This window comes from Amycolatopsis taiwanensis DSM 45107, from assembly GCF_000519205.1.
GTDB lineage: Bacteria > Actinomycetota > Actinomycetes > Mycobacteriales > Pseudonocardiaceae > Amycolatopsis_E > Amycolatopsis_E taiwanensis.
This window is the reverse complement of record NZ_JAFB01000038.1, coordinates 1-21607: the sequence shown is the minus strand read 5'-3', so window position 1 is coordinate 21607 and position 21607 is coordinate 1. Positions and strand designations below refer to the sequence as shown.

The window sequence follows — 21607 nt, the reverse complement described above, 5'->3', positions numbered from 1 at the left end:
GTCTGGTACCCTCCCATGTACGACCAGCCTCCGAGCGATCGGGGGCGGCAAGTGGAGCCCCGCTCCCACCCGAGTCGCCGCAACGGGCGGCCGGGTCCGGTCTTACCACCCGCGTCGGGTGGTGCGTTCCCCGAGTGAGAACGCGATCGGAACAGGGCCCCGCAGATCGGTTGGTAGCAGCCGGTGACGGGGCCCGTGGTTTGTGGGCACCAGGGTCGAGCAGGCTAGACGACGAAACTCGGACCAAGGAGGCCACATCAGCTCCGAGACACGCATCAACGAACGGATCCGCGTTCCCGAGGTCCGCCTGGTTGGGCCGAATGGCGAACAGGTCGGCATCGTTCGGATCGAGGATGCGCTCCGGCTCGCCCAGGAGGCGGATCTCGACCTGGTCGAGGTCGCGCCGCAGGCGCGCCCGCCGGTCGCCAAGCTCATGGACTTCGGCAAGTTCAAGTACGAAAGTGCGCAGAAGGCCCGTGAGTCACGCCGTAACCAGCAGCTGACCGTCATCAAGGAACAGAAGCTGCGGCCCAAGATCGACCAGCACGACTACGAGACGAAGAAGGGCCACGTGTCCCGCTTCCTCTCGGCCGGCAACAAGGTCAAGGTGACGATCATGTTCCGCGGGCGCGAGCAGTCGCGGCCGGAACTCGGCCGCCGGTTGCTGGAGAAGCTCGCCGACGACGTCGCCGAACTGGGTTACGTCGAGTCGCTGCCCAAGCAGGACGGCCGCAACATGATCATGGTGCTGGCGCCGCACAAGAACGCTAAGGCGAAGCAGAAGGCGGCCAAGGAACCGGTCGAGTCCTGACCGCTCCACCGGCCGTCGCAGTTCGCAGCACACCGGTTTCCCGGTGTGCTGCACCGTGAAAGAGAGCAGACGAATGCCCAAGATGAAGACGCACAGCGGAACCTCCAAGAGGATCCGGGTGACCGGCAGCGGCAAACTTCGCCGCCAGATGACGGGCCGCCGTCACCGCATGGAGAAGAAGTCCAGCACGCTCACCCGCCGGCTGGAAGGCACCACCGAGGTCGCGGCGGCCGACCGCGCCCGGGTCAAGCGACTGCTCGGCCGCTGATCGCGAAATCGCTCATCGGTGTGGCCGCGCGGCGGAGGACCGCTTACGCCGGCCCCAGGCGCCGCCTCCCCGGAGGAAGTGCGCGGGCCGGGCATCGCGGCGAAGCGCGAAGGCCACGCCAGGCGGTGCGCTCACGCGCGAACCCGCCGACCGGAAAGCTGTAAAACCGGGGCCGTTATCCACGCCCCCTGAGATCGACAGGATGGACCCGTGGCACGCGTCAAGCGGGCGGTCAACGCCCAGAAGAAGCGTCGCGCAACTCTCGAGATGGCCAGCGGCTACCGCGGCCAGCGTTCGCGGCTGTACCGCAAGGCCAAGGAGCAGATGCTCCACTCGCTCAACTACGCCTACCGGGACCGTCGCGCCCGCAAGGGTGACTTCCGCCAGCTGTGGATCACCCGCATCAACGCGGCCGCGCGCCAGAACGGCGTGACCTACAACCGGTTCATCCAGGGCCTCAAGGCAGCGGGCGTCGAGGTCGACCGCAAGATCCTCGCCGAGCTGGCCGTCAGCGACCCCGGCGCGTTCACCGCGCTGGCCGAGCTCGCCAAGCAGCACGTGACCACCGGCGAGCCGGCGGAGAAGTCGGCCTGAGCAGGAACGGGCAACCCGGGGCGGCGCCGTTCACCCAGCGGACCCCTCGGGTTGCCGCTGCCCGGCGCCTCACCCGGCGCACCGAGCGAGAGCGTGCGGGTCGTTTTCTGGCCGAAGGAGCCAATGCCGTCGCGGCCGCGCTCGCCGGACATACCGTGCACGAACTGTTCGTCACCGAGCGTGCCGAGCAGGCCCATCCCGAGCTGATCGCCCTCGCCCGCGAGCGGGGCGCGCGGATCTCGCCGGTCACCGAGCAGGCCGCGGCCGTGTTGTCCGAGACCGTGACCCCTCAGGGCATCGTCGCGGTCTGCGATCTCCTCGATCGCCCTCTTCAGGACGTGCTCTCGGCCGGCGCGCGGCTGGTCGCCGTGCTGGTGGACGTCGCCGACCCCGGCAACGCGGGCACGGTCATCCGGGTCGCCGACGCGGCCGGGGCGGACGCGGTGATCCTCACCGGGGACAGCGTCGACCCGCACAACGGCAAATCCGTCCGCGCCTCCGCGGGCAGCCTGTTCCACCGCCCGATCGCCCGCAGCCGCGACACGGCCGCCACGTTGAGCGCCTGCCGCGCTGCCGGCCTACGCCTGCTGGCCGCGCACGGCTACGCGGAGACACCGCTGGATGCCCTCGACGCCACCACTCCGTCCGCGTGGATCTTCGGCAACGAGGCCCACGGCCTGCCCGCGGAGGTGCTGCACGAGGCCGACACCGCCGTGCGGATCCCCATTTACGGCGATGCCGAAAGCCTGAACCTCGCCACGGCCGCGGCCGTGTGCCTGTACACCAGCGCCATGGCCCAACGCAGGTCAAGCGGAGGGTGACCGGCTGCGACCGGTCGGCCTCGCCTAGAATCGCCCGGTAATCGCGTACCCGTGCGCACCCTGTCAGACGCCACTCGCTGAGGAGTTATGTCCGAAGCCAACGACAAGCAGGAACAAGAGCCTGCCGAGGTACTTCGTCCCGAAACGCTGCGCGCGGCGGTCAAGGCCGCCGAGGCGGATTTCGGCGAGGCGGAGAATCTCGACGCGCTGGCCGCGGCCAAGCCGGCTCACCTCGGCGACCACGCACCGTTGATGCTGGCTCGCCGTGCCATCGGAGGTCTGTCCAAAGCGGACAAGGCCGAGGCCGGAAAACGCGTCAATGAGGCGCGCCAGGCGATCCAGGCCGCCTTCGACAGCCGCCGAGCCGCGCTGCAGGCCGAACGCGACGAGCGGGTGCTGCGCGAGGAAGCGGTCGACGTGACGCTGCCGTGGGACCGGATTCCCCGCGGCGCCCGGCATCCGCTAACCACGGTGAGTGAACGGGTGGCGGACGTGTTCGTCGCCATGGGCTGGGAGGTCGCCGAGGGCCCCGAACTCGACGCCGAGTGGTTCAACTTCGACGCGCTGAACTTCGGCAAGGACCACCCTGCCCGGCAGATGCAGGACACCTTCTATGTCGGTGAGCCGGGCTCGGGCCTGGTGCTGCGCACACACACCTCGCCGGTGCAGGCCCGGACCTTGCTGCACCGGGATCTGCCGGTGTACGTGGTGTGCCCCGGCCGCACCTACCGGACCGACGAGCTCGACGCCACGCACACGCCCGTCTTCTCCCAGGTCGAGGGCCTCGCGGTGGACAAGGGCCTCACGATGGCCCACCTCAAGGGGACCCTCGACGCGTTCGCCCGTGCCATGTTCGGTGAGAAGTCGAAAACCCGGCTGCGGCCGCACTTCTTCCCGTTCACCGAGCCGTCCGCCGAGGTGGACGTCTGGTTCGAGGAAAAGAAGGGCGGCCCCGGCTGGGTCGAGTGGGGTGGCTGCGGCATGGTCAACCCGAACGTGTTGCGGGCGTGCGGCGTCGATCCCGACGTGTATTCCGGGTTCGCGTTCGGCATGGGAATCGAGCGGACGCTGCAGTTTCGCAACGGTATCCCCGACATGCGCGACATGGTCGAGGGCGACATCCGGTTCACCCTCCCCTTCGGAACGGAGGCGTGAATGAACCACAATTGCGCAGCTGATCGTTCACGCCGACCGGGTGCGGGTGCCCCGCAGGATATGGAGGCGTGACGTAGTGCGAGTCCCCGTGAGCTGGCTGACCGAGCATCTGGATGTCGGTGAGTCGGTCGGTCCGCAGGATCTGGTCGACGCTTTCATCCGGATCGGGATCGAGGTCGAAGACCTCCGGCCGCTCGGTGAGATCACCGGGCCGGTGGTCGTCGGCCGCGTCGTGGAGATCGAGGAGCTGACCGGGTTCAAGAAGCCGATCCGGTACTGCCGGGTCGAGGTCGGCGACGACAACGACGAGCCGGAGTCCGAAGAGGACGCCGCGCGCGGTATCAAGACCCGCGGCATCGTCTGCGGCGCGACGAACTTCGCCGAAGGCGACCTCGTGATCGTCGCCCTGCCCGGTGCCGTGCTGCCCGGCGGCTTCGCGATCGCCGCCCGCAAGACCTACGGCAAGACCAGCGACGGCATGATCTGCTCCGCCCGGGAGCTCGGGCTCGGCGACGAGCACACCGGCATTCTGGTGCTCCCGTCGGCGACGGCGGGTCCAGGTGACGACGCGCGCGCGGTGCTCGGCCTGGACGACACGGTGATCGAGCTGGCGCCGACGCCGGACCGCGGCTACGCCTTGTCGGTTCGTGGCCTGGCCCGGGAACTGGCGTGCGCGCTCGACGTCCCTTTCGGTGACCCGGCGTCGTTGGACCTGCCCGAGGGCGAAGGTGACGTCTGGCCGGTCCGCATCGAGGATTACACCGGCTGCAAGCGGTTCGTCCTGCGCCGGATCACCGGGCTGGACGCGACCGCCCCGACGCCGTGGTGGATGCGGCGGCGCCTGCTGCTGGCTGGAATCCGCTCCATCTCGCTCGCGGTGGACGTGACCAACTACGTCATGCTCGAGCTCGGTCACCCCCTGCACGCCTTTGACACCGCCTCGGTGAAGGGCGAACTCGTGGTGCGCCGCGCCAAGCCGGGCGAGAAGCTGACCACTTTGGACGATGTCGAGCGTGAGCTCGACCCCGATGACGTGGTGATCGCCGATGACACCGGTGTGGTGTCGCTGGCCGGCACGATGGGGGGCGCGAGCACCGAGATCACGCCCGAGAGCACCGACGTGCTGCTGGAAGCGGCGCACTGGGACCCGGCGTCGATCAGCCGGACCTCCCGGCGGCACAAGCTGTTCTCCGAGGCGGCCAAGCGGTTCGAACGCTTCACCGACCCGCAGTTGTGCCCCGCGGCGGTCGAGCTGGCAGCGCGGCTGCTGCGCCGCTACGGCGACGGCAGCATCCTGCCGGGCCGCACCGACGTCGGGCAGCTAGACCCGCCCGCGCCGGTGACGATGCCGATCGACCTGCCCGACCGGGTGGCCGGCGTGCGGTACGAGCGTGGTGTCACCGTTCGCAGGCTCGGTCAGATCGGCTGCAAGCTTTCCGTCGGTACGTCCGAGGAAGGCGCCGCGATCGTCACGGCGCTCCCGCCGAGCTGGCGCAACGACCTCCTGCAGCCCGCCGACCTGGTCGAGGAGGTGCTGCGGCTCGAGGGCTATGACAGCATCCCGTCCACTTTGCCGCCTGCACCGCCCGGAACCGGGCTCACCGAAGCCCAGCGCCGCCGCCGCACGGTCTCGCGGGCGCTGGCTGATGCCGGCTACGTCGAGGTGCTGCCGTTCCCGTTCATGTCTCCGGCGATCTGGGACGCGTTCGGGCTCGCCGAGGACGACGTGCGGCGCCGCACCATCCGCGTGCAGAACCCGCTGGAGTCCGACAAGGACCAGATGGCGACGTCGCTGCTGCCGGGCCTGCTGGAAACCTTGCAGCGCAACGCTTCCCGTGGTTTCAAGGATCTCGCGCTGTTCCACATCGGACAGGTCGTGCTGCCCGGTGCCGACCCGGTGCCGATGCCCGAGCTCGGGGTCGACCGCCGGCCCACGGACGAGGAACTGGCCACGCTGGAAGCCGCGGTTCCGGTGCAACCGAGCCACGTCGCGGTGGTGCTCGCCGGGCAGCGTCAGCGCGCCGGCTGGTGGGGTGACGGCGAACCGGCGAGCTGGGCGGACGCCGTGCAGGCGGCCCGGATCGTCGGCGCCGCCGCCGGTGTCGAGCTGCGGGTACGGGCCGCCGACCTGCCGCCCTGGCATCCCGGCCGGTGCGCGGAGCTCAGGGTCGGCGACTGGCCGGTCGGGCACGCGGGTGAGCTGCATCCCAAGGTGATCGAGGCGCTCGGCCTGCCCAAGCGCACGGTCGCCATGGAGCTCGACCTGGACGCGATTCCGCTGATCGACAACCGTCCGGCCCCGTCGGTCTCGCCCTACCCGCCCGTGCTGCTGGACGTGGCGCTGGTCGTGGACGAGAAGGTGCCATCGGCGGACCTTGCCGAGGCGCTCGTCGCGGGCGGTGGTGACCTGCTCGAAGACATCTCGTTGTTCGACGTCTACACGGGCGACCAGGTCGGCAAGGGCAGGCGGTCCCTGGCCTACAAGCTGCGGTTCCGCGCCCCGGACCGCACCCTCACTGTCGAGGAAGCCACGCACGCCCGTGATGCCGCCGTCGCGGAAGCGTCGTCGCGTTACGGCGCCGAGCTGCGAAGCTGACGAAGACACCGGGGTCGCCTGCGCGATCCGCCCTGCCGGCTCTCGTCCACACCGCCCAGGTCTCGGCCTGGGCGGTGCCGTCGTCGGTGATCACGCCGAGGGTTCTGCGGCGCTCGGCACGTATTTGAGGGCTTCGCGCACGGACAGCGGGGACAGCGCCGGGTGTTCGGCGACGAACGTCGCCACCCACTTCGGGTCGATCTTGCCGAGTTCGCGGAGTGCCCAGCCGATTCCCTTCCGGAGGAAGAAGTCGGAATCGGTCATGGTGGCTTCGATGGTTTTGGTCAGCAGTGCCCGATCGACGTCCTCCCGGCAGCCCACCTGGCAGATCACGGCCGTGCGCCGGCGCCACAGGTCGTTGTCGACTGCCCAGCGCCGCATGAGGTGTCCCACTGTTTCCGGGTCGGCCTGCAGGATCGGCCCGACGCGGCGGATCGCGATCTCGTCTACGTAGTCCCACCACGCCCCGGTGACGATCAACTCGTCGTAGAGCGGGAGCAGGGTGGTGTCCTGCCACCGCCGGTAGCGCCGATCACCGGTCAGGTCGATGGCGAGGTAGCGTTCTTCGCGAAACTCGGCCTCCCGCCACAGCCGAAGCGTGGCCTCGAGGAACGAGTCCCGTGTGGTGAGCGGATGATCGGCGAAAACCTGGCGAGCCACCGTGCGGCGCGCGGGTTTCTGGACGCCACGAAACGGCATCTCCGACTTCATGTATCGACGCATTTCCGGCGCCTTGGCCGGATCGGCGATTTCTGCCAGTGCGATGCGAACCGCCCGCACCAGGGCCGCTACCTCGTCCACTGGCACTGCTGTCCCTGCCTCCGTGATCTCGTAAAGCCCTGCGATCGCCCCGCGCGGCCGACCGTCTTCGGATGCGTCCCGTTGGGACCGGCCCGCTTGCTCACCCGGCCGGGGGAAGCTCTCGACCGTAGTCGAGTGGCGAAGGCCGCCGCCTTCGGAGAGGTTGTTCGGGAGCCCTGTTGAGTTCCGCATGCAGGGCGTGATCGTCGAGGAAAAGGATCGATGTGAAAAGGACTTTTGCAGCGGTCGCGGTAGCCGGCATCGCCGCCGGGTGCCTGGTGATGCCGTCGGCGGCCGCGGCACCCGCGACGGGGTTCACGCCGGCGCCGATCCACTGGGGCGACTGCACCACGTCCAAGCTCGAGGCGGCCGGCGCCCAATGTGGCTTCCTGGCGGTGCCGCTCGACTACGCCGACCCCGGTGGCGCGAAGATCTCGCTGGCGGTTTCGCGGGTTGAGCACAAGACCGCACGGTCGCAGGGTGTCATGCTGGTCAACCCGGGCGGACCCGGCGCATCCGGACTCGGCCTGTCGGTTCTGGGTCGCTCCGTGCCCGACCATGCCGGTGACGCCTACGACTGGATCGGCTTCGACCCCCGCGGCGTCGGCTCCAGCAGACCGGCCCTGTCCTGCGACCCGAACCACTTCCGTTACGACCGGCCGCCCTACGTGCCAGCCACCCCGCGGCTGGAGCAGAGCTGGCTCGACCTGTCCAAGAGCTATGCCGCCGCTTGCGCCAAGAACGGCGCGTTGCTCCAGCACCTGAAGACCACCGACGTGGCGCAGGACATGGAGAGCCTGCGCAAGGCGCTGGGCGAGGAGCAGATCAACTACTACGGCTTCTCCTACGGCACCTACCTGGGGCAGGTCTACGCCACGTTGTATCCGCAGCGTGTGCGCCGGATGGTGCTCGACAGCAGCGTCGACCCTCGCGATGTCTGGTATCGGGCGAATCTGAACCAGGACGTCGCCTTCAACCGCAACATCAAGATCTACTTCGCCTGGCTCGCCAGGTACGACAGCGTCTACCACCTGGGCGCCACGGAGGATGCCGTCGAGCGGCTGTGGTACGGGCAGTTGGCCGCGTTGACGACGGATCCGGCGGGCGGGTTGATCGGCGGCGACGAGTGGACCGACGTCTTCCTGCAGGCCGGGTACTACCGGTCCGGCTGGGTGAAGCTGGCCGACGCCTTCGCCGACTGGGTGCACGAGGGCAAGTGGCAGGACCTGAAGAGCCTTTACGACGCCACCGGCAAGGGCGGCGACAACGGCTTCGCGGCCTACCTCGGGGTTCAATGCACCGACGTGCAGTGGCCGGTGAACTGGGATCGCTGGCGGCTGGACAACTGGTCGGCCTATCTCCGCGCGCCGTTCGAGACCTGGGGCAACGCCTGGTTCAATGCGCCGTGTCTGTTCTGGCCGGCGGAAGCGGGCACGCCGGTCACCGTCGACGGGAGCAAGGTCGCCGGCGCGCTGCTGATCGACGAAACCCTCGACGCGGCGACTCCTTACGCGGGCAGCCTGGAGGTTCGCCGGCTGTTTCCGCACGCGAGTCTGATCGCCGAGCCGGGCGGCACCACCCATGCCGACTCGCTGTCCGGGGACGCCTGCGTCGACGACCAGGTCGCCGACTACCTGGCCAAGGGGGAGCTTCCCGCGCGCAAACCGGGCGACCACGCCGACACCACGTGCGCCCCGCTGCCGGATCCGGTGCCCGCCGGTGCGAGCGCAGCGAAGGCATCCGGCTAGCCTGCAAAGTCGAAGCAGCCACTGCTGGCCTACACGACGCGCCACTGATCTGTGGACGCGATACCTTGGCATCGGCCCTCCTTGAACTCGCCGCGATGGTGTCATCACGTTACGTCGCGGGGCCGACAATTTCGGTCCGCATCTGCCCGGGTGCGCTCGGTGACGAAAAATGTCGGCCGGTGTCGCTACCGTGCTCGGCATGAACATCATCGAAGAGCACCGGAGCAAGGTCCGGGCCGGCGAAAACACCTTTTCCATCGAGGTCACCAGCGTGCCGGGCGGTGACCGCTGCGATCGCCTCGTGATCAGTGTCGCGGCATCCGGGCCCGACGGCGAGCACCTGGCGGAAGGGCAACTGGAGGTCTCACCGGGCGCGGCCCCCGCGCTGGGCGGAGTCCTGTCGGAAACCCTTCGACAGCACAGTGCGATGAGTGAACCAGGCGGCGGGAGAACTCGCGACCGGCCGGCGGGCCGGGGCCGGCCGTGGACCGCGGAACAGGATGCCGAGCTGGAACGCCGGTGGATCGCGGGCGAAGGCGTGGCCGAGATCGCCGCGCGGTTCGAGCGGACGCCCGGTGGCATCCGGGCCCGGCTGCCGCGGGTCGGCTGCGATCCGCAGCGGCCAGGGGAGTACCTCCCCGAGCCGCCGAGCCGGCGAGCACCACCGGGAGGTGCATGAGTAGCCAGTGTCAAGCCCCGGCAATCAAGGTGACTACTGCATCGGCCGCCTCGACCGCCGACGCACCCGGCGGAGCGAGCTTGCGCCGGGCGAGCAGGACGTTGGGCGGCCAGGACTCGGTGGCGACCAGAAGGGATGGCGGGCGAGGTAGGCCCGCCAGCACTTCGCCGCCACCGGTCTGCACGTCGAGTGCGGCCGAGGCAGTGCTCATCCGGCTCGCCGGCAACCGCGAGTAGTCCCAGGACGGCCGCCCCTCGGTTTCGCGGCCGTCGAGCCAGGAGAAGTCCCATCCGGCCGCCGGAACGGAGGCGCCCTCAGCGATCAACTTTTCGAACGAAGACTCTGGTGCGGCGGCCAGGTTCGTCTGCGGGTCCACCGACCGCTTCCCGGTATCGGTTGAGGCAGCCCTCAGTCGGGGTGCCGGCCCGGCCCACCATGCGCTGCCCGTCCGCCAGCGGGGCCAGGCCGAGCAAGCTGCCGGGGCGCTTCCGGCACCGAAGCCGTTTGATTGATCTTTCATTGTCGTGCATAATCATACGTATGACAGTGAAGGTCGCGGTGGCCGGAGCGAGTGGGTACGCGGGCGGTGAACTCCTGCGCTTGCTCTTGGCGCATCCCGAGGTCGAGATCGGCGCACTGACCGCGGCGAGCAGCGCGGGCACCCCATTGGGCCGGCACCAGCCCCAGTTGGTGCCACTGGCCGAGCGAGTCCTGCGCGAGACCAGCGCGCGGACCCTGGCCGGCCACGACGTGGTGTTCCTCGCCCTGCCGCATGGTCATTCCGGCGAGATCGCCGCTGAACTCGGCCCGGAGGTCCTCGTCGTCGACCTCGGCGCCGACCACCGGCTCGCCGAGGCGTCCGACTGGCAGCGCTGGTACGGCAGTGAGCATGCGGGTACCTGGCCCTACGGGCTGCCGGAACTGCCAGGCGCGCGCGAGAAGCTGACCGGCACCCGGCGGATAGCCGTGCCGGGGTGTTTTCCCACCGGGGGTCTGCTCGCGCTCGCGCCGGCTCTGGCCGCCGGTCTGGTGAAGCCCGACGTGTCCGTGGTGGGCGTCACCGGCACCTCGGGTGCGGGCAAGAGCCTCAAACCGCACCTGCTCGGCTCCGAGGTGATGGGTTCGGCAAGCGCGTACGGGGTCGGTGGCGCCCATCGGCACACGCCGGAATTCGTGCAGAACCTGAGCGCGGCGGCGGGGGAACGAGTGAAGGTGTCGTTCACGCCGGTGCTCGCGCCGATGTCGCGTGGCATCCTCACCACCGCGAGCGCGCCGTTGGTGTCCGATGTGGACACCGAGGGAGCCAGGGCGGTCTATGAGAAGGCCTACGGCGCCGAGCCGTTCGTGCAGGTGCTGCCGGCGGGCTCCTGGCCGGCCACGGCGGCCACGCTCGGTGCCAACAACGTCCAGCTTCAGGTTGTGGTGGACGCCGACGCCGGCCGGCTGATCGTGGTGACCGCCATCGACAATCTCACCAAGGGGACCGCGGGTGGCGCGATCCAGTCCATGAACATCGCACTCGGATTCGCCGAGACCACCGGGCTTTCGACCGTAGGAGTGGCACCGTGACGGTAACCGGACCGAAGGGCTTCCGGGCCGCCGGCGTGGCGGCCGGGATCAAGTCGGGCGCCCTCGACCTCGCCCTCGTCGTCAACGACGGGCCGGAGCAGGTCGCGGCCGGAGTGTTCACCCGCAACGTGGTCAAGGCGGCGCCGGTGCTGTGGTCGCAGGAAGTGCTCCGGCACCAGCGGCTGAAGGCCGTCGTGCTCAATTCCGGGGGCGCCAACGCGGCGACCGGGCCGGAGGGGTTCCAGGACACCCACGCCACGGCCGAGAAGGTGGCGGAGGAGCTGGGCACCGGGGCCGTCGACGTCGCGGTCTGCTCGACGGGCCTGATCGGCGAGCGGCTGCCCATGCCCGCGGTGCTGTCCGGTGTGGACAGTGCGGTGCGGGCGCTGGCCGCGACTCCGCAGGCGGGCCTTGCCGCGGCGACCGCGGTCATGACCACCGACACCCACCCCAAGCAGACCTGGCAGGAGCACCCGGCGGGGTGGAGCGTCGGCGGTTTCGCCAAGGGCGCGGGCATGCTGGCACCGAACCTCGCCACCATGCTGTCGGTGCTGACCACGGACGCGGTCGTCGAGGCGGACGCACTGGATGCGGCCCTGCGCGCCGCCGCGCGCGTCACGTTCGATCGGCTGGACGTCGACGGCGGTACGTCCACCAACGACACGGTTCTCCTGCTGTCGTCCGGGGCCAGCGGTGTGGCGCCCGGGCTGGACGAGTTCACCGAGGTGCTCACCGCCGCGTGCCTGGACCTGGTACGCCGGCTTCGCGCCGATTCCGAGGGCACGACCAAGGAAGTCGATGTGATCGTCCGGGGCGCGGCCAGCGAGCAGGACGCGATCACCGTGGGCCGTACCGTAGCCGAGGACAACCTGGTCAAGACGGCACTGTTCGGTTCGGACCCCAACTGGGGCCGGGTGGCGATGGCGGTCGGCCGGTCGCACGCCGAGGTTGATCCGGGCTCGCTGTCCATCACGCTCAACGGAGTCACCCTGTTCGCGAACGGGACACCGGCCGCCGACCGGTCGAAGGCCGACCTGTCTGGCCGCGCAGTCGAGCTCGTGATCGACCTGGGCGTCGGGTCGAGTGAGGCGACGATCTACACCTCGGACCTCTCGCACGCCTACGTCGAAGAGAACAGCGCGTACTCGTCATGAGTAGCGCTGTGCCAGGCCGCGGCCGTCAAGGTGACCACAAGGCGCGCGCGGAGGAACAGTCATGAACCAGCCCGAATCCGTGGTTCCGGCCGACGACCGGCTCGCCACAGCCGCCGAGAAGGCCGGTGTGCTGATCGAAGCGCTGCCATGGCTGCAGCGTTTCCACGGCGCCACGGTCGTGATCAAGTACGGCGGCAACGCCATGATCGACGAGCAGCTGAAACAGGCATTCGCGCAGGACATGGTCTTCCTGCGGCTGGCCGGACTGCACCCGGTCGTGGTGCACGGCGGCGGGCCCCAGATCTCCGCGATGCTCGGCAGGCTGGGCATCGAAGGAGAATTCAAGGGCGGCCTGCGGGTGACCACGCCGGAGACCATGGACATCGTGCGCATGGTCCTGGTCGGCCAGGTCAGTCGTGAGCTCGTCGGCCTGATCAACGCGCACGGCCCGTACGCGGTCGGCATCTCCGGTGAGGACGCGCAGCTGTTCATCGCCGAGCGCAAGCACGCCACGGTGAACGGCGAACGGGTGGACATCGGCCTGGTCGGCGAGGTCGCCTCGGTCAACCCGGACGCGGTGCTGGACATCGTGAACGCCGGGCGTATCCCGGTGGTGTCCACAGTGGCCCCGGACGCGGATGGCGTGGTGCACAACGTAAACGCCGACACCGCGGCCGGTGCACTGGCCGCGGCGCTGGGCGCGGAGAAACTGGTCGTGCTGACCGACGTCGAGGGCCTGTACGCGAACTGGCCGGACCGCTCTTCCATGATCGACCGCATCCGCGTGGACCGGCTCGAGCAACTGCTGCCCACCCTGGCCAGCGGCATGATCCCGAAGATGGAGGCGTGCGTGCGCGCGGTGCGCGGCGGAGTGCGCGGGGCGCACGTGATCGACGGCCGCATCGCGCATTCCGTACTGCTGGAAGTCTTCACCTCGCGAGGCATCGGGACGATGGTCCTGCCCGAGCAGCCCTCGACCCAGGCACCGGAGCCGGCATGAGCAGCCCCGTGCCGAGCCGCGGCTCCCAGGCCGACCCGACCAAGGGGGCCTCGGGGCGAGCCCCCCGACTGGGGGCAAGCCCCCAGACCCCCTTATCGGGGCGGCGGGGCGCCGTCGGCAAAAACGTGACTTGCTCACTCATGGAGCGCCCCGTCGACATGATCGCGGTCGCGCGCAGGTTCGCGGAGGAAACAGCATGAACGAGATCCGGTCCAATCTGGACGGCCAGGCGCACTGGCGGTCCGCGTTGATGGACAACTACGGCACGCCCGGGCTGACCCTGGTCCGCGGCGAGGGCGCGCGGGTGTGGGACGCCGACGGCCGCGAGTACGTCGACCTGCTGGGCGGGATCGCGGTGAACGCGCTGGGCCACGCCCATCCCGAGGTGGTGCGGGCGGTGACCGAGCAGATCGCCACCATGGGGCACATTTCGAACCTCTACATCAACCCGGTCGCGGTCGAGTTCGCCGAGGCGTTGCTGGACGTGGCGGGGCTGGCCGGGCACGGAGACGGTGAGGCGAAGGGCCGGGTGCTGTTCGTCAATTCCGGCGCGGAGGCGAACGAGGCGGCCCTGAAGATCACCCGGCGTACCGGGCGCACCAAGGTGATCGCGTGCGAAGGCGCCTTTCACGGTCGCACCATGGGTGCGCTCGCGCTGACCGGTCAACCGTCCAAACGGGAGCCTTTCGAGCCGCTCGTGCCGGGCGTGGTGCACGTCCCGTTCGGGGATGTGGACGCACTGTCCTCGGTCGTCGACTCGGACACCGCGGCGGTGGTGCTGGAGCCGATCCTCGGGGAGGCCGGGGTGATTCCCGCTCCGGACGGCTACCTGCAGGCGGCGCGGGAGATCACCAGGCGGGCCGGCGCGATGCTGGTGCTCGACGAGGTGCAGACCGGTTTCGCTCGTACCGGAGTCTGGTTCGCCTTCCAGCGGGCCGGGATCATGCCGGACGTGATCACCCTGGCGAAGGGGCTGGGCGGCGGGCTGCCGCTGGGCGCGGTGATCGGCGTCGGCGAGGCCGGGGACCTGCTCAAGCCCGGCCAGCACGGCACCACCTTCGGCGGCAACCCGGTGTGCTGCGCCGCGGGGCTGGCCGTGCTGCGGGCCATCGCCCGCGACAACCTCAACGACCACGTCGCCGCGCTGGGCAAGGACATCTCGAACGGGGTGGAGGAACTCAGGCACCCGCTCGTGTCGGGGGTTCGCGGTGCGGGGCTGCTGATCGGGATCACGCTGCGAGAGGCGGTCGCGCCGGCGGTGGCCAAGGCGGTCGAGCGGGCCGGCTACCTGGTCAACCCGGTCGCTCCCGACGCGATCCGGCTTGCGCCGCCGCTGATCCTTACCCACGAGCAGGCCGAAGGCTTCCTCGACGCGCTGCCCGCAGCGCTCGATTCGGCGAAGAAAGGAGAGTGAGGATGGTGCGCCACTTCCTCCGCGACGACGATCTGTCGCCCGATGAGCAGTTGGCGGTCCTGGACCTCGCCGACGAGCTCAAGAAGGACCCGCTGGGCAACCGCGCGTTGGCCGGCCCGAAGTCGGTCGCCGTGCTGTTCGAGAAGAACTCCACCCGCACGCGGCTGTCCTTCGAGGTCGGCATCGCACAGCTCGGCGGAAATCCGATCATTGTGGACGGTCGCTCGATGCAGCTGGGCCGTGAGGAGACCATCGAGGACACCGCCCGCGTGCTTTCCCGTTACGTCGACGCGGTTGTCTGGCGGACCTTCGCCCAGCAGCGCATCGTCGCGATGGCGTCGGCGGCGACCGTGCCGGTGGTCAACGCACTGACCGACGAGTTCCATCCCTGCCAGGTCCTGGCGGACCTGCAGACCATTCGGGAGCGCAAGGGAAGGCTCGCCGGCCTCACCCTGACCTATCTCGGCGACGGCGCGAACAACATGGCGCATTCGCTGATGCTCGGCGGGACGACCGCCGGGCTGCACGTCCGGCTCGTCACGCCGGAGGGCTTTCAGCCGCTGCCGGAGGTGATGCTGGCGGCCAAGGAACGCGCGTCCGAGACGGGCGGCAGCGTCACCGTCCACACCGACCCGAAGGCCGCGGTGGAGGGCGCGGACGTCCTGGTCACCGACACCTGGACGTCCATGGGGCAGGAGAACGACGGGATGGACCGGGTCACCCCGTTCCGCCGGCTCCAGGTCAATGCCGAACTGCTCGCCCAGGCCGCGCCGGAAGCGATCGTGCTGCACTGCTTGCCGGCGCACCGCGGCTGGGAGATCACCGATGAGATTCTCGACCGGCCGGCGAGCGCGGTGTGGGACGAGGCGGAAAACCGTTTGCACGCACAGAAGGCACTCCTGGTGTGGCTATTGAACGAACGACGGTGAGCCGGGCGGCCCGACAGGCCAGGATCATCGAGCTGGTGTCCACAATGGCGATTCGCAGCCAGACGGAACTGGCGAAGATCCTGGCGGCCGAGGGCGTCGACGTTACACAAGCGACCCTGTCGCGTGACCTCGACGAGCTCGGTGCGGTGAAGCTGCGTGGGGCCGACTCCGGGGCGCCGGTATACGTCATTCCTGAAGACGGTAGCCCGGTGCGTGGTGTGCAAGGTGGCACCTCGCGGCTGTCCCGGCTGCTGGCCGAGCTGATGGTGTCGGCGGACGCCTCGGGGAACCTGACGGTACTGCGGACTCCGCCGGGAGCCGCGCAGTTCGTGGCCAGCGCGATCGACCGCGCGGCGCTGGGTGAGGTACTCGGGACCATCGCGGGCGATGACACCGTCGTGGTCATCGCCCGCGAACCAACCGGTGGCGATGCGCTGGCTCGCTTACTGTCCGAGCTGGCCGATCGCCACATCCACGACTGACCGACCGACTGACAGCGAAGGAAGAGAAAATTGAGCAAGGTTCTCATGTCCCTGCCGAAGGGGGAGCGTGTCGGTATCGCTTTCTCCGGCGGCCTCGACACCTCGGTGGCAGCGGCCTGGATGCGCGACAAGGGTGCGGTGCCGTGTACCTACACGGCCGACATCGGGCAGTACGACGAGCCCGACATCGAAGGCGTGCCCGGCCGCGCGAAGGACTACGGTGCGGAGATCGCCCGCATCGTGGACTGCAAGTCGCAGCTCGTCGAGGAGGGCCTGGCGGCCTTGGCATGCGGCGCGTTCCATCTCCGGTCCGGGGGACGCACGTATTTCAACACCACGCCGCTCGGCCGGGCCGTCACCGGCACGATGCTGGTCCGCGCGATGCAGTCCGACGGCGTCGACATCTGGGGCGATGGCTCGACCTTCAAGGGCAACGATATCGAGCGGTTCTACCGGTACGGACTCCTGGCCAACCCTGAGCTGCGGATCTACAAGCCGTGGCTGGACCCGGAGTTCGTGCGTGAGCTCGGCGGACGCCAGGAGATGAGCGAGTGGCTGACCGACCACGGTCTGCCGTATCGCGACCCGGCGGAGAAGGCCTACTCCACCGACGCCAACATCTGGGGCGCCACACACGAGGCGAAGACGCTCGAGCACCTCGATGTCTCGCTGGAGACCGTCGAGCCGATCATGGGCGTGCGCTTCTGGGACCCATCGGTGGAGATACCGGTCGAGGACGTCACCGTCCGGTTCGAGGCCGGCCGCCCGGTGGCGATCAATGGGAAGACCTACGACGATCCGGTGGCTTTGGTGATGGAGGCCAATGCCGTCGGCGGACGTCATGGCCTTGGCATGTCTGACCAGATCGAGAACCGGATCATCGAGGCCAAGTCGCGCGGCATCTACGAGGCGCCCGGCATGGCGCTGCTCTGGATCGTCTACGAACGGCTGCTCAACGCGATCCACAACGAGGACACCGTCGCCAACTATCACAACGAGGGCCGCAAGCTCGGGCGGCTGCTTTACGAAGGCCGCTGGCTCGACCCACAGGCGCTGATGCAGCGCGAAGCCATTCAGCGGTGGATCGCCTCCCTGGTCACCGGTGAGGTAACGCTGCGACTGCGGCGCGGTGAGGACTACACGATCCTGGCCACCGAGGGCACCAACTTCTCCTACCACCCGGAGCGACTTTCGATGGAGCGGGTCGAAGGCGCCGCGTTCGGTCCCACCGACCGGATCGGCCAGCTGACCATGCGCAACCTCGACATCGCAGACTCGCGTCACAAGCTTGAGTTCTACGCCGCACAGCCGATCGACCAGGGCCAGGTGATCGTCGAGCACGGCACGCTCTTCGGTGAGCTGCCCGCGGGGGGCGCGGACCGGATCACGGACAACCCGGAGGCTTCGCGTCCCGTGCAGGACTCCCTCGACCAGGCCGCGATGGAGTATGGGACCGACTGATGAACGACAAGGTGCAACTGTGGGGAGGGCGGTTCGCGAGCGGCCCGGCGGATGCGATGGCGGCACTGAGCGTGTCGACGCACTTCGACTGGCGGCTCGCACCGTACGACATCGCGGGCTCGAAGGCGCATGCGCGCGTGCTGCACCGCGCTGGTTTGCTCACCGTTGACGAGCTCGACGGCATGCTTGGCGCGCTCGACGCGCTGGCCGTGGACGTGGCCTCCGGCGCGTTCACCCCGGCCGTCTCCGACGAGGACGTGCATACCGCCCTCGAACGCGGGTTGATCGAGCGGGCCGGGCCCGAGCTCGGCGGCAAGCTGCGGGCGGGCCGGTCGCGCAACGACCAGGTGGCCACCCTGTTCCGCATGTGGCTGCGCGACGCGGCGAAACGGATCGCGTCGGGCACCCTGGACGTGGTGGATTCCCTGGTGGCACAGGCGAAGCGGCATCCGGATGCGGTGCTGCCCGGCCGGACTCACCTCCAGCACGCGCAGCCGGTCCTGCTGGCACACCACTTGCTCGCGCACGCCCACGCCCTGCTGCGGGACGTGAGCCGCCTGCGGGACTGGGGTGCCCGGGCCGCGGAGTCGCCGTACGGCTCCGGTGCACTGGCCGGGTCGTCGCTGGGTCTCGACCCGGACGCGGTCGCCACGGAACTGGGCTTCGACGCCGCTGTGGAGAACTCGATCGACGGCACCGCTTCGCGGGATTTCGCCGCCGAGTTCGCCTTCGTGGTGGCGATGCTCGGGGTGAACCTGTCCCGGATCGCCGAAGAGCTGATCATCTGGAACACCGCCGAGTTCGGCTACGTCACGCTGGATGACGCGTGGGCGACCGGCAGTTCGATCATGCCGCAGAAGAAGAATCCGGACGTGGCCGAGCTGGCTCGCGGCAAGTCGGGACGGCTGATCGGGAACCTGACCGGCCTGCTCGCGACGCTCAAGGCGATGCCGCTGGCCTACAACCGGGATCTCCAGGAGGACAAGGAACCGGTCTTCGACTCGGTGGACCAGCTGGAGCTGCTGTTTCCCGCGATCGCCGGCCTGCTCGCGACGCTGACCTTCCACACCGGCCGGATGGCGGAGCTGGCACCGGCCGGGTTCACGCTCGCCACCGACGTCGCCGAGTGGCTGGTCCGGCATGGTGTCCCGTTCCGGGTCGCGCACGAGGCAGCCGGGGAATGTGTGCGGGTGGCGGAGGCCCGCGGTGTGGGCCTGGACGAGCTCACCGACGAGGAGTTCGAAAAGATCCACCCGTCGCTCACGCCCCAGGTGCGCGAAGTCCTCACCGTCGCCGGATCGATCGCGTCGCGGGACGCGCATGGCGGGACCGCGCCCGCGCGCGTCGCGGAGCAGCTCGACCGGCTGGTCGCCCGTGCCGAGGGCTTCCGGCAGTGGGCGAGCGGTTCGTGAACGCTTGGCGCTCGACGAGAGCGCGCCGATGAGGAGCTCGATCTTGAGTCGCGGTAATTAGGGTGACCACCAGCGCGCCGCCGTCAGGCCCCGTGCCTTGTGGGGGCTCCGCCCCCACACCCCGACTGGGGGCAAGCCCCCAGACCCCCTTATCGGGGCGGCGGGGTGCCCTTGTCCAGGAAGTGATTGGATCTCGGATGGAGCGCCCCGTCGACACGATCGCGGTCGCGCGCAAACTCGCGGAGGAACGTTGAACGGCCGGCTGTTCAAGCGGGAAGAGCTCGCCGTCGACCCGCTCGACCTCGCGCGCCTGCTGCTGGGCGCGGTCATCGAGTCCAGCGGGCCGGACGGCATCGTGTCGGCGCGGCTGGTGGAGGTCGAGGCATACCGGGGCGGGGCGGACCCGGCTTCGCATTCCTATCGCGGACGCACGGCGCGCAACCAGGTCATGTGGGGCCCGGCCGGGCATCTCTACGTGTACTTCGTGTACGGGATGCATTTCTGCGCCAATGTGGTCGGCGCCGAGGACGGTGTGGCCGGAGCCGTTCTCTTGCGGGCCGCGGAGGTGGTTTCCGGGACCGAGCTGGCGCGTGCCCGGCGGAAGGCCGCCCGGCACGACCGCGAGCTGGCGCGAGGGCCCGCGCGGCTCACCTCGGCGCTGGACATCGGCCCGCGGGACAATGGGGTTGATCTCCTCGACCCGGCTTCGCGGATCCGGCTGCTGACCGGGGACGAGATTCCGCCGGAGTCGATCCGTACCGGGCCACGGGTGGGGGTCGCCGCGGCCGAGGACTTCCCATGGCGATTCTGGATCGAAGGTTCCGCGGCGGTGTCGCCCTACCGCCGGGGCGGGCGGGCGCGCCCCGGCAAATAACCGGTTGAACCGGTAGGAGAGTATCGAGACGTGAGCAGCGAACACATTCTTGACGAACTGGCTTGGCGGGGGCTCCTCGCCCAGACCACCGATCTGGACGCACTCCGGAAGGATCTGGACACGGGCCCGCTCACGCTCTACGGGGGTTTCGACCCGACCGCGAACAGCCTGCACGCCGGCAACCTTGTACAGCTGCTCACGCTGGCTCGCTTCCAGCGGGCCGGGCACCGGCCGATCGTGCTCGCCGGCGGGGCCACCGGCCAGATCGGGGACCCGCGCGACGTGGGCGAGCGGACGCTGGTGAGCCGGGAGGTCACCGAGGAGCGGCTCGAGCGGATCACCGGGCAGCTGGAGAAGTTCGTCACCTTCGACGATTCGGCGACCGGCGCGATCCTGGAGAACAACCTGAACTGGTTCCAGGACGTGACCGCGCTCGACTTCCTGCGTGACGTGGGCAAGCATTTCTCGATCAACGTGATGCTGGCCCGTGAGACGGTCAAGCGGCGGCTCGCCACGGACGGCATGTCCTACACCGAGTTCAGCTACCTGCTGCTGCAGTCCTACGACTACCTGCGCCTCTTCCGGAAGTACGGCACCAAGCTGCAGATCGGCGGGTCCGATCAGTGGGGCAACATCGTCGGCGGCGTCGACTACATCCGCAAGGTCGACGGCGCGGCGGTACACGCGCTCACCACGCCGCTGGTGACCGACTCGGAGGGCCGCAAGTTCGGCAAGTCCACCGGCGGAGGCAACCTCTGGCTCGATCCGGAGATGACCTCGCCGTACGCGTGGTTCCAGTACTTCGTCAATGTGGCCGATGCGCTCGTGGTGCCGTACCTGCGCATGTTCACCTTCCTGGCCCGCGAGGAGATCGAGGAGCTCGAACGGCTGACGATTGACCAGCCGCACCGCCGGGCGGGTCAGCGGAAGCTGGCCGAGGAGCTGACCACGCTCGTGCACGGGCCCGAGCAGACCCGGCAGGTGATCGCGGCCAGCCAGGCGCTGTTCGGCCGGGGCGAGCTGGCGGAACTGGATACCGCGACCCTCGACGCGGCGATGGCCGAGGTGCCGATCGGCGAGGTCCGGCTGGCCGACCAGCCGACGATCGTCGACCTGCTCCTGGCCGCCGGGCTGGTGGACAGCAAGGGAGCCGCCCGTCGCACGGTCAAGGAGGGGGGCGCCTACGTGAACAACGCGAAGATCGCCGCCGAGGACTGGCGACCGGAGCCGACCGGCGCGCTGGACGGCCGGTGGCTGGTCGTCCGGCGCGGCAAGCGGCACGTAGCCGGCGTCCGATTGCTGTCTTGACCTGCGCTTTCACCGATTAGGGGACCCCCGTGCGGGGCCCCTTGGCGCAGGTGTGTAATCTTCTCTTCGTCGCCAGGGAGACCGGGCCGGAAGGCACGGGGTACCAGGCGGGGCCACGAACCAAGCTCCCGCATCGTGTGGTAGAGTGGGTGGTCCGGTCGGACGAAGATCTAAGCCCATCGAATGAGTCGGAAGATTCGCGACGGGTAGAGCTTCGCCAGACGACAACAAGCAGAGGCGACTGTGGTCGCGTGTTGTTTGAGAACTCAACAGTGTGCTAGTGAGCTAAGTTAGTAGTTCTTTATGTTACCCTGTTTGGGTTTCTTTGAGATTATTCGAGTCTGATCGAATTCATTCATTGTTGGAGAGTTTGATCCTGGCTCAGGACGAACGCTGGCGGCGTGCTTAACACATGCAAGTCGAACGCTGAACCATCTTCGGGTGGGGATGAGTGGCGAACGGGTGAGTAACACGTGGATAACCTGTCCTTTGCTCTGGGATAAGCCTTGGAAACGGGGTCTAATACCGGAT

20 protein-coding genes and 1 rRNA gene are annotated in these 21607 nt (G+C 69.1%); 19 read left to right on the top strand and 2 right to left on the bottom strand.

All coding sequences use genetic code 11. The features are described from left to right. The first annotated feature begins 202 nt into the window (after positions 1 to 202). The 6 genes from infC to pheT all read left to right on the top strand — a co-directional run bounded on the left by infC (position 203) and on the right by pheT (position 6245). A complete protein-coding gene (gene infC / locus A3CU_RS0127405; protein WP_027944992.1) occupies positions 203 to 811 on the top strand; it encodes a translation initiation factor IF-3 in 609 nt (202 codons plus the stop codon). Positions 812 to 884: 73 nt separating this feature from the next. Then, on the top strand, positions 885 to 1079 hold the full coding sequence (gene rpmI / locus A3CU_RS0127400) for a 50S ribosomal protein L35 (RefSeq protein ID WP_027944991.1): 195 nt from the start codon (positions 885 to 887) through the stop codon (positions 1077 to 1079). Positions 1080 to 1289: 210 nt separating this feature from the next. Then, the gene (rplT, locus tag A3CU_RS0127395) at positions 1290 to 1673 is read left to right on the top strand and encodes a 50S ribosomal protein L20 (protein ID WP_027944990.1); all 384 of its coding nucleotides are present in this window, start codon (positions 1290 to 1292) and stop codon (positions 1671 to 1673) included. Next, positions 1670 to 2494: a TrmH family RNA methyltransferase gene (locus tag A3CU_RS0127390; protein ID WP_084143847.1), complete on the top strand. Its 825-nt coding sequence runs from the start codon at positions 1670 to 1672 to the stop codon at positions 2492 to 2494. Before rplT ends, A3CU_RS0127390 begins: the two co-directional genes overlap by 4 nt. An 87-nt stretch (positions 2495 to 2581) precedes the next feature. Next, positions 2582 to 3649 (top strand): phenylalanine--tRNA ligase subunit alpha, encoded by a 1068-nt coding sequence (gene pheS / locus A3CU_RS0127385; RefSeq protein WP_027944988.1) that lies wholly within the window; start codon positions 2582 to 2584, stop codon positions 3647 to 3649. 76 nt (positions 3650 to 3725) lie between these two features. Next, positions 3726 to 6245: a phenylalanine--tRNA ligase subunit beta gene (pheT, locus tag A3CU_RS0127380; protein WP_027944987.1), complete on the top strand. Its 2520-nt coding sequence runs from the start codon at positions 3726 to 3728 to the stop codon at positions 6243 to 6245. 90 nt (positions 6246 to 6335) lie between these two features. Here pheT and A3CU_RS0127375 read toward each other — a convergent pair whose 3' ends face one another. Then, a complete protein-coding gene (locus tag A3CU_RS0127375; RefSeq protein ID WP_027944986.1) occupies positions 6336 to 7046 on the bottom strand; it encodes a DNA alkylation repair protein in 711 nt (236 codons plus the stop codon). A gap of 224 nt (positions 7047 to 7270) precedes the next feature. Here A3CU_RS0127375 and A3CU_RS46855 point away from each other — a divergent pair, with 224 nt between their 5' ends. Further along, positions 7271 to 8794, top strand: coding sequence for an alpha/beta hydrolase (locus A3CU_RS46855; protein WP_043842717.1), 1524 nt, complete (start codon positions 7271 to 7273; stop codon positions 8792 to 8794). A gap of 199 nt (positions 8795 to 8993) precedes the next feature. After that, complete coding sequence (locus A3CU_RS0127365) at positions 8994 to 9473, top strand: hypothetical protein (protein WP_027944985.1); 480 nt, start codon at positions 8994 to 8996, stop codon at positions 9471 to 9473. A gap of 10 nt (positions 9474 to 9483) precedes the next feature. On the opposite strand, the gene A3CU_RS46850 is transcribed toward A3CU_RS0127365, so the two are convergent. After that, on the bottom strand, positions 9484 to 9849 hold the full coding sequence (locus tag A3CU_RS46850) for a hypothetical protein (protein ID WP_052372251.1): 366 nt from the start codon (positions 9847 to 9849) through the stop codon (positions 9484 to 9486). 164 nt (positions 9850 to 10013) lie between these two features. On the opposite strand from A3CU_RS46850, the gene argC reads away from it, so the two are divergent. From argC to A3CU_RS0127305, 11 genes are all read left to right on the top strand, one after another. Next, a complete protein-coding gene (gene argC / locus A3CU_RS0127355; RefSeq protein WP_027944984.1) occupies positions 10014 to 11042 on the top strand; it encodes an N-acetyl-gamma-glutamyl-phosphate reductase in 1029 nt (342 codons plus the stop codon). Continuing rightward, positions 11039 to 12196 carry a bifunctional glutamate N-acetyltransferase/amino-acid acetyltransferase ArgJ gene (gene argJ, locus A3CU_RS0127350; protein WP_027944983.1) on the top strand — a complete coding sequence of 386 codons (1158 nt, stop codon included), beginning with the start codon at positions 11039 to 11041 and terminating at the stop codon, positions 12194 to 12196. The genes argC and argJ overlap by 4 nt, the downstream gene beginning before the upstream one ends. A gap of 61 nt (positions 12197 to 12257) precedes the next feature. Continuing rightward, a complete protein-coding gene (argB, locus tag A3CU_RS0127345) occupies positions 12258 to 13196 on the top strand; it encodes an acetylglutamate kinase (RefSeq protein WP_027944982.1) in 939 nt (312 codons plus the stop codon). 196 nt (positions 13197 to 13392) lie between these two features. After that, positions 13393 to 14610: an acetylornithine transaminase gene (locus A3CU_RS0127340; RefSeq protein WP_027944981.1), complete on the top strand. Its 1218-nt coding sequence runs from the start codon at positions 13393 to 13395 to the stop codon at positions 14608 to 14610. A 2-nt stretch (positions 14611 to 14612) separates the two neighbouring features. After that, positions 14613 to 15539: an ornithine carbamoyltransferase gene (gene argF, locus A3CU_RS0127335; RefSeq protein WP_027944980.1), complete on the top strand. Its 927-nt coding sequence runs from the start codon at positions 14613 to 14615 to the stop codon at positions 15537 to 15539. Positions 15540 to 15583: 44 nt separating this feature from the next. Continuing rightward, entirely contained in the window at positions 15584 to 16021 is a 438-nt protein-coding gene (locus A3CU_RS0127330; RefSeq protein WP_052372271.1) for an arginine repressor, read from the top strand. Between the two features lie 30 nt (positions 16022 to 16051). Beyond that, a complete protein-coding gene (gene argG / locus A3CU_RS0127325) occupies positions 16052 to 17482 on the top strand; it encodes an argininosuccinate synthase (RefSeq protein ID WP_027944978.1) in 1431 nt (476 codons plus the stop codon). After that, a complete protein-coding gene (argH, locus tag A3CU_RS0127320) occupies positions 17482 to 18894 on the top strand; it encodes an argininosuccinate lyase (RefSeq protein WP_027944977.1) in 1413 nt (470 codons plus the stop codon). Before argG ends, argH begins: the two co-directional genes overlap by 1 nt. A gap of 250 nt (positions 18895 to 19144) precedes the next feature. Next, positions 19145 to 19768, top strand: a complete 624-nt coding sequence (locus A3CU_RS0127315; RefSeq protein ID WP_027944976.1) for a DNA-3-methyladenine glycosylase — start codon at positions 19145 to 19147, stop codon at positions 19766 to 19768. Between the two features lie 30 nt (positions 19769 to 19798). After that, positions 19799 to 21076, top strand: coding sequence for a tyrosine--tRNA ligase (gene tyrS / locus A3CU_RS0127310; RefSeq protein ID WP_027944975.1), 1278 nt, complete (start codon positions 19799 to 19801; stop codon positions 21074 to 21076). Between the two features lie 358 nt (positions 21077 to 21434). Then, positions 21435 to 21607: ribosomal RNA gene (locus tag A3CU_RS0127305) — 16S ribosomal RNA — on the top strand; the annotation flags it as partial.

Coding starts and splice junctions, on each gene's coding strand:
- A3CU_RS0127365 (WP_027944985.1), top strand. CDS start 8,994: ATGAACATCATCGAAGAGCACCGGAGCAAGGTCCGGGCCGGCGAAAAC.
- argC (WP_027944984.1), top strand. CDS start 10,014: ATGACAGTGAAGGTCGCGGTGGCCGGAGCGAGTGGGTACGCGGGCGGT.
- argB (WP_027944982.1), top strand. CDS start 12,258: ATGAACCAGCCCGAATCCGTGGTTCCGGCCGACGACCGGCTCGCCACA.
- argF (WP_027944980.1), top strand. CDS start 14,613: ATGGTGCGCCACTTCCTCCGCGACGACGATCTGTCGCCCGATGAGCAG.
- A3CU_RS0127340 (WP_027944981.1), top strand. CDS start 13,393: ATGAACGAGATCCGGTCCAATCTGGACGGCCAGGCGCACTGGCGGTCC.
- pheS (WP_027944988.1), top strand. CDS start 2,582: ATGTCCGAAGCCAACGACAAGCAGGAACAAGAGCCTGCCGAGGTACTT.
- rpmI (WP_027944991.1), top strand. CDS start 885: ATGCCCAAGATGAAGACGCACAGCGGAACCTCCAAGAGGATCCGGGTG.
- A3CU_RS0127330 (WP_052372271.1), top strand. CDS start 15,584: ATGGCGATTCGCAGCCAGACGGAACTGGCGAAGATCCTGGCGGCCGAG.
- argH (WP_027944977.1), top strand. CDS start 17,482: ATGAACGACAAGGTGCAACTGTGGGGAGGGCGGTTCGCGAGCGGCCCG.